Annotated in this window: 12 protein-coding genes; all 12 read right to left on the bottom strand. The window is 55.4% G+C overall.

Annotated features, from left to right (window positions below):
* Window positions 1-168: 168 nt before the first annotated feature.
* Window positions 169-1,203 carry an N-acetyl-gamma-glutamyl-phosphate reductase gene (gene argC, locus AC2VLY_RS07205; RefSeq protein WP_486892479.1) on the bottom strand — a complete coding sequence of 345 codons (1,035 nt, stop codon included), beginning with the start codon at window positions 1,201-1,203 and terminating at the stop codon, window positions 169-171.
* Between the two features lie 71 nt (window positions 1,204-1,274).
* Entirely contained in the window at window positions 1,275-1,661 is a 387-nt protein-coding gene (rpsI, locus tag AC2VLY_RS07200) for a 30S ribosomal protein S9 (protein WP_010640716.1), read from the bottom strand.
* 13 nt (window positions 1,662-1,674) lie between these two features.
* Window positions 1,675-2,103: a 50S ribosomal protein L13 gene (gene rplM, locus AC2VLY_RS07195; RefSeq protein WP_010640718.1), complete on the bottom strand. Its 429-nt coding sequence runs from the start codon at window positions 2,101-2,103 to the stop codon at window positions 1,675-1,677.
* A 100-nt stretch (window positions 2,104-2,203) separates the two neighbouring features.
* The gene (locus tag AC2VLY_RS07190) at window positions 2,204-3,532 is read right to left on the bottom strand and encodes an NADH-quinone oxidoreductase subunit N (protein WP_486922010.1); all 1,329 of its coding nucleotides are present in this window, start codon (window positions 3,530-3,532) and stop codon (window positions 2,204-2,206) included.
* Entirely contained in the window at window positions 3,522-4,982 is a 1,461-nt protein-coding gene (locus AC2VLY_RS07185) for a complex I subunit 4 family protein (RefSeq protein ID WP_486922009.1), read from the bottom strand. The genes AC2VLY_RS07190 and AC2VLY_RS07185 overlap by 11 nt, the downstream gene beginning before the upstream one ends.
* Window positions 4,979-6,841 (bottom strand): NADH-quinone oxidoreductase subunit L, encoded by a 1,863-nt coding sequence (gene nuoL, locus AC2VLY_RS07180; protein WP_486893303.1) that lies wholly within the window; start codon window positions 6,839-6,841, stop codon window positions 4,979-4,981. The genes AC2VLY_RS07185 and nuoL overlap by 4 nt, the downstream gene beginning before the upstream one ends.
* Entirely contained in the window at window positions 6,834-7,145 is a 312-nt protein-coding gene (locus AC2VLY_RS07175; RefSeq protein WP_193650828.1) for an NADH-quinone oxidoreductase subunit NuoK, read from the bottom strand. The genes nuoL and AC2VLY_RS07175 overlap by 8 nt, the downstream gene beginning before the upstream one ends.
* On the bottom strand, window positions 7,135-7,629 hold the full coding sequence (locus AC2VLY_RS07170; protein ID WP_486922008.1) for an NADH-quinone oxidoreductase subunit J family protein: 495 nt from the start codon (window positions 7,627-7,629) through the stop codon (window positions 7,135-7,137). Before AC2VLY_RS07170 ends, AC2VLY_RS07175 begins: the two co-directional genes overlap by 11 nt.
* A complete protein-coding gene (nuoI, locus tag AC2VLY_RS07165) occupies window positions 7,626-8,156 on the bottom strand; it encodes an NADH-quinone oxidoreductase subunit NuoI (RefSeq protein WP_486893305.1) in 531 nt (176 codons plus the stop codon). The genes AC2VLY_RS07170 and nuoI overlap by 4 nt, the downstream gene beginning before the upstream one ends.
* Window positions 8,153-9,109: an NADH-quinone oxidoreductase subunit NuoH gene (gene nuoH, locus AC2VLY_RS07160; protein WP_010640728.1), complete on the bottom strand. Its 957-nt coding sequence runs from the start codon at window positions 9,107-9,109 to the stop codon at window positions 8,153-8,155. Before nuoH ends, nuoI begins: the two co-directional genes overlap by 4 nt.
* A complete protein-coding gene (locus tag AC2VLY_RS07155) occupies window positions 9,106-11,403 on the bottom strand; it encodes a 2Fe-2S iron-sulfur cluster-binding protein (RefSeq protein WP_486893306.1) in 2,298 nt (765 codons plus the stop codon). The genes nuoH and AC2VLY_RS07155 overlap by 4 nt, the downstream gene beginning before the upstream one ends.
* On the bottom strand, window positions 11,400-11,726 hold a 327-nt coding region (locus AC2VLY_RS07150; protein WP_486922007.1), incomplete at its 5' end, for an NADH-ubiquinone oxidoreductase-F iron-sulfur binding region domain-containing protein. The genes AC2VLY_RS07155 and AC2VLY_RS07150, both read right to left, overlap by 4 nt.

The following is an 11,726-nucleotide window of genomic DNA, read 5'->3' as shown; positions in this document are numbered from 1 at the left end:
ATGGAGGGTTGGGGAGTTAATCCGCCCAGAAGCCTCGCACAATCGTGCGAGGCTTAAATTCCGACGATTTTTTGCTGATTGATGGAATATTCGGACTGAAATGTGAAAAAGAGCAAGATTAATTGGATCCAGACAAAACGCATCTTTGACCAGACTACTCACATAACACTATGGCAGTAAAGCAATTTGTGTCAAACCAAGCGTTTCCGGCAGGGCGAACATCCGGTTCATGTTCTGGACTGCCTGCCCAGCCGCACCTTTCACCAGGTTATCAATAACAGACAGAACGACCACCTGCCCCGGGCGCGGTTGATGAACGGCAACACGACAAACGTTGGCCCCGCGCACGGAGCGAGTTGCCGGATGACTGCCAAATGGCAGCACATCAACAAATGGCTCCTGCGCGTAACGCTCTGCAAACAAGGTTTGCAAGGCGGTGTCACTCAACGGGTGCTGCAAGCGTCCGTACAAGGTGGCATGAATCCCGCGTATCATGGGCATCAGGTGCGGCGTGAACTGTAGTTCAATCATCTCCCCGCTCAGTTTTGAGAGAGTCGCCTCAATTTCGGGACGATGACGGTGACCACTCACTCCGTAGGCAGTGACACTATCTGCGGCTTCCGGCACGATCAGGTTCACCCGTCCAGCGCGGCCCGCACCGCTCACCCCCGATTTGCAATCGGCAATCAGCGTGTCTTGATGCAGTAATCCCGCCTCCAGCAAGGGAGCGAATCCCAGAATGACTGCGGTTGGATAACATCCGGGATTGGCAATCAGGCGTGATTGGGCGATGTTCTCCCGAAAATATTCCGGCAGCCCATAACAAGCTGCACGCAACGCCTCAGGCGCCCGATGCGCCATGCCATACCAGTGCGCAAAAGCTTCCGCGTCGGCCAGTCGAAAATCGGCACCGAGGTCAATGACGCGCACATCATGCGCCAGCAGGTCCGGGGCACTATCCATGGCCACCCCGTGGGGCGTCGCAAAAAATACGACATCCAGCTTTGCCAGAGTCTCTGGATCGGGGGCTGTATAATACAGATCACACACGCCCCGCAGATTGGGGAAATGGGCATCTACGCGTTCTCCCGCTTCAGCACGAGAGGTGATGACCTGCACTTCCACTTCAGGATGAGGAAGCAACAAGCGCAACAATTCCACTCCGGTGTAGCCGGTACCACCCACAATGCCTGCACGAATCATGCTGCAACCCTCTGTCATAAACCAACAAAAAAGCCGCCCTTAGGCGGCTTTTCCGATCCGAAGCGGTTTTATTAACGCTTGGAGAACTGATGACTACGCCGCGCCTTATGCTTGCCGACCTTCTTACGTTCCACTTCGCGAGCATCCCGGGTCACAAAACCCGCACCACGGAGCGGACGCCGCAAGGTTTCGTCATAAACCATCAGGGCACGGGTGATACCATGGCGAATGGCACCAGCCTGTCCGCTGGCACCACCACCGCTGACATTCACCAGAATATCAAACTGGCTGCCGTGCCCGGTAAGTTCCAGTGGCTGCATGACTACCATACGCGATGTCTCGCGACCAAAGTATTCTTCCAGGCTGCGCTTGTTGATGACGATCTTGCCAGAGCCACGACGCAAATAAACCCGTGCAGTTGCGCTTTTGCGCCGACCAGTGCCGTAATATTGTTCCATAATAGTGCTTACCTTAAATATCTAAAGTCTGAGGCTGTTGCGCAGAATGGGGATGCTCGGAACCACTGTAAACCTTGAGTTTCCGGTACATAGCGCGGCCCAGGGAGTTTTTTGGAAGCATTCCCTTGACGGCAATTTCGATAATCCGCTCTGGATGCGTTTCCATCATCTTTTCAAAAGAAGCACTCTTCAGATTGCCGACATAGCCGGTATGATGATAGTACATCTTGTCTTTGGCCTTGTTGCCGGTCACCGCAATCTTGTCCGCGTTGATCACAATAATATGATCCCCGATGTCGGCATGGGGGGTAAATTCGGGCTTATGCTTACCGCGCAGGCGGGTAGCCACCTCTACAGAAAGACGGCCCAGCACTTTATCGGTCGCATCTACGACGAACCAGTCTCCTTGTACTTCATGAGACTTGGCAGAATAGGTCTTCATCACAAAACTCCGGCTTCGGGTTTTTCACTGAGGGGCGGGAGATTAGCGATGAAACGGGGCCATGTCAAGGCATATACGGGCTGGTGAAGACGCAATCTTCTCAACCCATCCCCAAGGGCGCCAGCAACCAGCCGAATAGCAGGATCAATATGCCCAGTGCGGCAAAAGTCTCCCAACTGCGCCGATGCAGCAGGCGGTCGGGGTTGCTGAGCACGGACGGCTTCCACAAGGTACTGAGATAGTAAGCAAAAGAAAAGGCGCTACCGAGAGCAATCAGAATGGCCAACCAATAGGCCTGGTCGTGCACATCGGCGACAATGACCAGCAATTTGGCAAAAAAACCTATGCTGGGCGGCATTCCAGCCAGCGAGAGCAAAGTCAGACCCAGAAGCCCGGCCAGTACTGGTTGGCGCTCCCGCAATGCCGCCCAGGGGATGGCAATGCTGTTTTCCGGCAGCGCCGACAGGCCCATGAAAGTCCCCATGTTCATCAGGCCATACACCAAGGCATAAATAGCGCCTGCGATGATACCCAAGGGGCCGACCGCGAGGGCGGCCAGAAAATAACCGGCATGGGCAATAGCCGAATAGCCCAACATTCTTCGCAAATGTCCGGCGCGATAAGCCAGGACGTTACCCACTACAATGCTGGTTGCCGCAATGACGGCAATGGGTATTTCCAGCTTTGGTGTTGCCGCCGCCAGGGTAATCAGCGCCCCCATGATGGCGACTTTTGCCACTCCACCCAGAAAAATCAGAAATGGCGCTGGCGCGCCTTGATAAATGTCTGCTACCCAGGCATGAAAAGGCGCGGCGGCAATCTCAAAACTCAAAGCGGCCAGTAAGGCCAGCACGCCCATCAATCCGAATACATTGGATGTCATATCACCCATTGGCGGAATCACTGCCAGACTGCCATCACCCAGATAAATCAAGGCAATTCCAATGGCAAACTGGGCCGATGCAAGCCCGGCCAGCACCGCATATTTAAAGGCGGATTCTACGGCTGCGCGGCCGCTGCCAGGCCAGGCCAGCAACGCAAAAAAAGGTAACACCTGCAGCTCCAGACCAACAAACATCAACAGAAGATTCTGGGCACTCACCAAAATCAGACTACCTGCTAACATAGTCAGCAACAGCCCAACCAAACTGCCTGTCATTTTTCGGGAAAGTGGATGAAAGGTAATAAAAAACAGTCCCGCCGCCATGGCCAGGCTCAAATAGACACCGAGAAGAGTGGCGCTGAGATCCCAGTACAGATCAGCTCCCAGAGCCATATGCTCGACGAAAATACTGGCTGCAGCAGCAATGCTGCTGATTCCACCCAACCAGGGCATGAGTCGACCCAGCCGCAGGGCATCTGCGAGAAAAGCAATCAGTGCCGCAGCAGCAACTATGAGTAATGGCAGCAAGGTTGGACTATAAGCCATGACCACCTCCGGCAATGACATCTCCACTATGAATGGAGAGCAGGGTACCCAGATGGGCAAGAATGATCTGGGGATCCAGGCCGAGCCACAAGGTCAGCAGTCCCAGCACCCAGAACAGCAACCACTCGCTCTGCTGCAAATCCACCAGATTATCCGGCAAGGTTCCGTTCAGCGGACCCAGCATGATCCGCTCGTAGGCACGTAAAAAATAGACCACACCCGCGAGGATCCCCAAGGTCGCCAGTCCAGCAGCCCAAGGCAACACCCGAAAGGCCCCTGCCAGGCTGAGAAACTCTCCAGGAAAATTGGCCAGCCCCGGCAGCCCCATTCCTGCCAGAAAGAAAAAAAGCATCCAGGCACCGAGACGGGGCGCGCGTCGAAACAAGCCTCCCAGCCCTGACCATTCTCCCGTCAAACCCCGGCTTTCCATAATGCTGACTACGCCGAACAGTCCTGCCGAAACCACGCCGTGCGCAATCAGCAAAAACACACTGCCATGTATGGCCTGCGTTTGCAGGGCAAACAGTCCGAGAGCCACCAGATTCATGTGGCTGACACTGGCCCAGGCTGCGAAAAGGCGAAGGTTGGCAGCATTGAGGGCGAGGAAGGCCCCATACAGGGTCCCGATTGCACCGAGAATAATGCCGACCGGGGCAAACTCCAGTGCCGCCTGGGGAAGCATGGGGATAGCAAAATGAATCAGGCCATAGGCACCCGCTGTCACGGCGGCCCCCGAAAGAAACACACTCCCCGCCGGCGCGGCATTGCCGTAGCCAGTACCCGCCCAACTATGCAGAGGGAAAAGTGGCATTTTGACCGCCAGGCCGGCGACCATACCCAAAAACAGCCAGATACCGAGACCCCCGGTAATACGGGTGTCAGCAAGCTGCAAAATGGAAAAATTGTAGATTCCAGTCTGCTGACCGTGGAGGACATAAACCACAACCAGTGCGACCAGAAAAAGTAAGGACCCAACGAAGGTGTACAACAAAAACTGTAGGGCAGCAGCACGACTTTTGTGACCACTGCGCAAAATCAGGAAAGCTCCCGCCAACGCGAGGATTTCATAAAAAATATAAAACATCAGGACATTTTGAGCGAAAAATATCCCAAACAAAGCCCCGGACATCACCAGCACGGCACTCGCCAGCACCCGGAATTCGGGTAAGCGCCAGGCAAAAGCCAGACTCACCGGAATCAGCAAAGCGCACAGAAGCGCCAGGGTGCTGCCCAGAGGGCCAGCGTGCAAGGTCCAAAGACTACCCAGATAAGGGATATGGAGAGCATGCCCTAAAGTGCCGCTGGCTCCGGGGGCAAAACGCTGAATCAACGCCAACAACAATTCGACCAGCGCGATGCTCATGGCAAAGTACTGACCACTTTGTTTTTGCGCAGAAAGCCACAGCGCCGCACCCCAGGGGAGAACAATCAACACCGTTACCAGGATCACAACAAGTACCCCCAGGCGATGAAGAGCAGTACCACCAGACCCAGAATCATGCCACTGGCATAGCGACTGATCAGGCCATTTTCACCCGCTTCCAGAGCGCGGCTACCGAGTCCAAAGCTGTCTCTCAGCCCGCCGAGCAGCATCAGTTGAAAACCGCCCTGCTCAATCAGTCGGTCCAGGATATGCGCGAATGCGTACCAGATGGGCGGAAAAATGCGTAGAAAAATCCGGTCGAAAAACCAGGCATTGAAAAGAAAGGCTATACGACTGAGGCCACGACCTTCACGCTCCCATTGTGCGGCTTTGTAGGCAATGGCAATACCAATGAGGGTGGCCACTGAACCCGCCACTTGCAGAAAAATATTCACATCCCCCGACGGGGCTGGCGGCATGCCCAACTCTGGAGCCAGCCAGGGTAACCAGATTTTCGGGCCTGGCCAGCCCGGCGGAAACTGCAGCCAGCCAATACCAATACTGGCAACGGCCAGGATTCCCAGAGGAATTTTCATGCCCCAACCCATCTGATAGGGCTCGCCCAGCTTTTCCGGGCCTTCAAACACCAGAAAATAAAGCCGAAACGCATAAATCGCCGTAAATACCGCGCCCAGCAATGCCAGCACCCAGAGCAGCTTGCCACCGGGGACGATAAAAGCCGTAGCAATAATGGCGTCCTTGCTATAGAAAGAAGCCGAAATGACAGGTACGGCAGCCAGGGCAAAAATACCCGCCAGAAACGTCCAGCGTAAAAAGGGTTGCTGCTTTTTGAGACCGCCCATCTGGCGAATATCATGATTATCACTGTAGATGAGAATGACTACACCTGCCCCCATAAACAGCAGTGCTTTGAAACAGGCATGTACAAGCAGATGGAAAAGGCCGAGTGAAGGAGCACCAATGCCCACCCCGAGAAACATGTAGCCCAGCTGGCTGATGGTGGAGTAGGCCAGCACCCGCTTGATGTCCACCTGAGCAATACCGCAACTTGCCGCATACAGAGCGGTAAAAGCCCCGCTCAACCCGATCACCCAGAGCATCCCGGGGACTACTGCAAAAATAGGGTACAGACGAATACACAAATACACGCCAGCAGTGACCATGGTAGCCGCATGAATCAGGGCGGAGACCGTACTGGGACCGGCCATGGAATCCGGCAACCAGATATGCAGAGGAAACTGCGCAGATTTGGCGACAGCACCAATCAACACCAAAATCCCCGCTATGGTGAGGGCCAGCAGATCGGGGCGGGCCGCCACAGCCGCAAACAGGGTGTGGTAATTGAGGGTGTGATATTCGGCAAAAAGGATAAATATTGCCAATGCCAGGGCCGTATCCCCAATACGGGTCACCACAAATGCCTTGCGCCCGGCCCAGGCATTTTCCTGTTTGCGATACCAGTGCGCCACCAGGGCATAAGAACACAAGCCGACCGTCTCCCAGCCCAGGTACAGAAGCAGCAGGTTATCTGCCATGGTGAGAATCAGCATTCCGCCCACAAATAAGTTCAAATAAAAATAGTAGCGCCGCTCGCCGTAATCCCCGTTCAGATATTGCTGGGAAAACAGATGGATCAGAAAACCTACAAAGGAGGCAATACTGATCATGACCAAAGTCACTTGATCTACATGAAAGCCTATATTGGCATGGAAATTACCCACCGAAATCCAGGTCCAGACCTGTTCATGGAGATTCGGGTCGCGACCGTGGGTCATCCAGACTGCAAATACCACCAGGGTAGACAGGAAGGGCATGGTTGCGGCCATGCGACCTATTTGCCGTGGCGAAAAATGCTCCCCAAAAATGCCATTCAGCAACGCCCCCAGCAGAGGAAAACCAGGGATTAGAAAAAGCCACTCATTCATCGACTTCCTCCCGAAGCTGCCGCAGGTCATCTACCGTATCCCCGCCCAGTTCCTGTTTGACGCGCAACAACAAGGCCAGGGTCAAAGCCAGGGCCGCACCGCTCAGCGCCATCATGAACACCACCAGTACTTGCCCGGTGACAGAATGCCAGCGGGCACCTCCGGCCAGAGCAATGACCATGGCAGCGTTAAAGAGCAACTCAATGCCCAGCAACAAAAAAATGAGATTGCGGCGCAAAATGATCAACGCCATTCCAGTCACAAAAAGTAATGCGGCAATCACCAGTGCGAGTTCAAGCGTCATGATCATCCCTCCGATGAATGGCCAGCACGGCGGCAATCATGGCAAAGAGCAGCAGCGCCACAGCCTCCGTAAGCCAGAGATAGGGACCGAAAAGGGCACGCCCTACTGTGCCTGGGCCTATTTCCTGAATAAGCACCATCAGATCCGGGCGACGACTGAAAAGAAGAATCAGGACTGCCGTCAGCAGAACCACCAGCACCGCTGGCCACCAAAAACCCCGGCGCCAGCGCGGTTCTTCCCGGATCGTCAGCGGAGTGCGTAACAACATGATGGCAAAAAGAAAAAGGACCAGAATAGCGCCCACATACAACATCACTTCCAGAGCCGCGACAAAGGGTGCTCCCAGCACCAGAAACAGAATGCTCAAGGCCAGCAGGCTGACGCCCAGATTTACCGCGCCATGCATGGGATCACGGACCACCAGCAACGCGGCTCCCGCTGTGAGAATGATCAACAATAACAGCAAGATCAGAAAAATTGTCATGGCAGATTACTCCGGACATTGACGGGCATTTTTTCGTTGATGCCCTCACCTTTATCCTTGTCTTGCAGCGCCACTCCGGAATGCCGATAAAAATTGTAATGCGGATGCTTACCCGTCCCGTCAATGAGCAACGCCTCTTTTTCGTAGATAAAATCAGCGTGGTGTTCTTTACTGAAAGCAAATTCATCGAGGAGCTGGATAGCCAGCGTAGGACAGGCCTCCTCACAGAGGCCGCAATAAATGCACCGGGAAAAATTAATGCGGAACGTCAGTGGATAGCGGCGCGTGTCAGGGCGCTCTCCGGCTTGCAATTCAATGCAACGCGTCGGACATACCGCTGAACAAAGCTGGCAGGCAACGCAGCGCTCATCACCGTCGGGATCACGCGTAAGTACGGGCCGTCCCCGCCAGCGTGGCGGCAAGTTCAAAGGCTCCTCAGGATAACTGACGGTTGAAGTTCGGCCCAGCTGACGCAAGGTCGTCCACAGCCCTGCACCCAGTTCGGAGATATTGCGCCAGACCCTCATGCCAGCCTCCACAAAGCTGCCGCCAAAGCTGTCGCAAGCACATTGAACAGGGCCAGTGGCAGAAGCACTTTCCAGCCCAAGGCCATTAGCTGGTCATAACGTGGTCGGGGCAAGGTCGCCCGCAACCAGAAAAACACGAAAATCACCGCTGCCGTCTTGATCAGCAACCAGATCCATCCGGGTAGCCAGGGACCATGCCAGCCGCCGAGGTAGAGTAATGCCGTCAGCACTGCGATCAAGGTCAGGCCAAGATACTCTCCCAGGAAGAAATAGCCAAAGCGCATCCCCCCGTATTCTGTATTAAATCCGGCCACCAATTCGCTTTCTGCTTCGGGCAAATCAAAGGGAAGGCGGTGGGTTTCCGCTACACCGGCTATCAGAAAAATGACAAAACCCAGAGGCTGAAGGACGATATAGGGCAGATTTTGCGCCGCGACAATCCCGTTGAGGGACAGCGATCCACTCAGCAAAACCACACCCAAAAGGGCCAGTCCCATGGGTAACTCATAGCTGACTAACTGGGCCACTGCCCGGACTGCGCCCAGCAGGGAAAACTTGTTGCCCGAAGCCCAGCCCCCCAGAAATACTCCGTAGGCGTTCAGAGAACTCATGGCCAGAATGAACAACAAACCGATATTCCAGTTCCCCGCCCAGGAAAAATGATGATCCAGCGGTACCACGGCAAAGCTGGCCAAAGCGCTGAAAGCCACCAGAACCGGCGCCGCCCGGTAAAGTACCGGATCGGCAAAATCGGGCACAAAATTTTCTTTGCTCATCAACTTGAGGGCATCGGCAAGCGCCTGGCCAACGCCCAGAGGACCCAGTCGATTGGGGCCCAGACGATTCTGCAGAAAACCCAGAACCCGCCGCTCTGCAAATACCAGAAAACCCGCCACGCCGAGTAAAACCAGGGTGGTAAACAACATGCCCAGAGCCATCAGAAAAAGCATCATTGGCGTTGCTCCCAGCTGACTTCGACGGGATCACCAGGATATAAGCCCAGTTCGGCGAAACCTTCCTGATCAATGGCAATGACCCCTTGGACCATTTCTGCGCAGGCAATAACCGGCAACTGCAAGTCTCCGCAAGGACCATGCAAAGTAGCAGCCACGGCCTGAACATCCGGATGCACCCGCAAACCCCGGGCCGGAGCCAGAGAATGCAGTTCGTCGGCCGTATCAGCCAGCGTTTCCCCACCATACCAGCGAAAAATATCGAGTTCCCATTGCTCGGGCGTCACCGTCCGGGTTGCCGGAACTGCTGCGATTTCAAAGCGGGCACGAATAGTGTCTGGCAACAAAACTCCGGGACCCTCCGGGTCTGGCCGTTCAGGACACAGAAAATGCAAATAAAAATCCAGCCGTTTTTGCCAGGCTTCGTGCAAGTGCAGCATTTCCGCCAGACGACCCAGCCAAAACAATGGCGGCGGCGGACCGATCGGGTGCTTCAAGCCACCGGCGGCCTCAGGAAAGCCGCTGCCCTGCACAGCCGAGTGCAGCACCAGCGCCTCGCGGCGATAAACCGGTGAAAACGCCTGAATCCGGCCTTCATAATTTACAAATAAACCGGCCCGCTCGGGAAAGGCCGCCACGGGTATCAAGGCTTCTGCGCTTCTGGCCGTTTCCGAATCAACCATATCCAGCAAGGTCAGACCATCCAGACCTGGAGCGAGTGTGCGCCAGGTACCCGCCCCCCAGTCCTCGCCCAAGGGATCAGCGCCCAGACAAAGCAGATGATTGATTTTGCGTTGCCGCAAGGCCTGCTGCAGGCGCTCGGTATGACCGTCTGCCGCAAAATAGGCGGCCCCAAACAAATTGGGTCGATTGACAAAAGCACCGGCCCGGGCGTTGGCAGGCAGTTTTTCCAGGGTTTTGCGCAGTGCATACAAACCAGATGGACCCAGGGTTTCTGCGGTGGCCAACAGCACTGGAAACCGCCCCCCCTGCAAACAGGGATCATCCGCTAATTGGGCAACCTGATCACGCAAGGCACTGGGGCGTAAAGGCCGATAATCCCCTTTTTGGGCCAATTCGGTCCGGCTGCTGGCCAGCACCGTCAAGCGTGCGCCCTGGCGCAATGCCTGACGTACGGCAAAACCCGCCATGGGGGCAATGCTGTCCAGATCGCCGATGACCACAATGCGATCGGCCGCCGCCACTTCCTGCAAACTGGGCGCCTGCGGAAGTGCCAGACATTGTTGCGCCAGAGCTTCTGCCCAGGAACTGGTTACCGCAGCAAAAGGCGCATGCAGGCAGTCTGCCAACGCAAAAAGACCCAGATTACTTTGCAGATCTTCGCGCGGGGAGCCCAGGAAGCCACTGCGTCCTTCTTCCAGACGGCTGGCCAGCTGACGCAAGACGGCATCCTGACGAGTGGTTTCGCCCATCAGGCGGGGCTGCAGGGGCCGGGAATTTGCCGTCACGTAGGGAAAAGCATAACGACCTCGATCACAGAGGAAGTGACCATTTATTTCCGGCCGTATGCGGTTTCGTATGCGGCGCAAGGTTCCCAGACGCGCTCCGGGAGTCGTGTTACAACCCACCGCACAATGGGGACATACCGAAGGACCCTGCTGCAAATCCCAAACCCTGACATAATCATGACGAAAAACCTTGTCCGTAAATACGCCCGTCGGACAGACTTCGACCAGATTCCCACTGAAAGGACTTTCCAGCGGCCCATCTTCCAGGCGACCAAAGCTGACCCGGTTGCGGGAGCCGAACACCCCGAAATCCTCACCCTGGGCAGCATCCTGATAAAAACGCACGCAGCGATAGCAGGTAATACAGCGATTCATTTCCTGATACACCAAAGGACCGAGGTCCTGATTGCGATAGGTACGCTTCGGACCGCTGTAATGGCGCACGCTATGTCCGGTCTGCACCGTCATATCCTGAAGATGACATTGTCCACCCTCATCACAGACCGGACAGTCAAGCGGATGGTTGGTCATCAATAGCTCAATGATTTCCCGATGCTCGGTATGCACGTCGTCTTCCAGAGTAACCAGTTGCAGACCATCGCTGGCCGGCAATAGGCAGGCCATGGTAATCCGGGGTGGGTGTTTGCTGTCATGGGCGTACATTTTCACGGCACATTGCCGACAAGCCCCCAGACTTCCCAAGGCGGGATGAAAACAAAAATAGGGGATCTGTTGATTTTTTCCGGCAGCAATAGCCGCCTCCAGCACGTTCTGTCCAGGGGTGAAGGGGATCTCCTGACCATCCAGAAAAAATACATGCTTCATGATTGAGGCCCCCGATATGGACAATGACCCAGACGAACATGCGTCTCAAAATCATCCGCAAAGGCATGTAAACCCGAAAGCACCGGCATCAGCGCTCCCGGAGCCAACGCACAAAAACTGTTGGGCGCAATTTGCCCACCGAGCTGATGCAGGGTCGCAATATCCTCGGCACTGCCTTCTCCAGCCTCAATCCGCTCCAGCAACCAGCGCACATAGGGCAGGCCCTCCCGGCAGGGGGTGCAGAACCCGCACGATTCGCGCGCGAAAAAACGGGTCGTCGCCACCAGAAAATCGACGGGGCACTGCCGATCATCCATCAGAAT

This window comes from Acidithiobacillus sp. TH-A36 (assembly GCF_057473445.1).
Note: the sequence above shows the minus strand (reverse complement) of the source record. Positions and strands in the feature narration are given on the sequence as shown.

Coding starts and splice junctions, on each gene's coding strand:
- argC (WP_486892479.1), bottom strand. CDS start 1,203: ATGATTCGTGCAGGCATTGTGGGTGGTACCGGCTACACCGGAGTGGAA.
- rpsI (WP_010640716.1), bottom strand. CDS start 1,661: ATGGAACAATATTACGGCACTGGTCGGCGCAAAAGCGCAACTGCACGG.
- rplM (WP_010640718.1), bottom strand. CDS start 2,103: ATGAAGACCTATTCTGCCAAGTCTCATGAAGTACAAGGAGACTGGTTC.
- AC2VLY_RS07190 (WP_486922010.1), bottom strand. CDS start 3,532: ATGGCTTATAGTCCAACCTTGCTGCCATTACTCATAGTTGCTGCTGCG.
- nuoL (WP_486893303.1), bottom strand. CDS start 6,841: ATGAATGAGTGGCTTTTTCTAATCCCTGGTTTTCCTCTGCTGGGGGCG.
- AC2VLY_RS07175 (WP_193650828.1), bottom strand. CDS start 7,145: ATGACGCTTGAACTCGCACTGGTGATTGCCGCATTACTTTTTGTGACT.
- AC2VLY_RS07170 (WP_486922008.1), bottom strand. CDS start 7,629: ATGACAATTTTTCTGATCTTGCTGTTATTGTTGATCATTCTCACAGCG.
- nuoI (WP_486893305.1), bottom strand. CDS start 8,156: ATGAGGGTCTGGCGCAATATCTCCGAACTGGGTGCAGGGCTGTGGACG.
- nuoH (WP_010640728.1), bottom strand. CDS start 9,109: ATGATGCTTTTTCTGATGGCTCTGGGCATGTTGTTTACCACCCTGGTT.
- AC2VLY_RS07155 (WP_486893306.1), bottom strand. CDS start 11,403: ATGAAGCATGTATTTTTTCTGGATGGTCAGGAGATCCCCTTCACCCCT.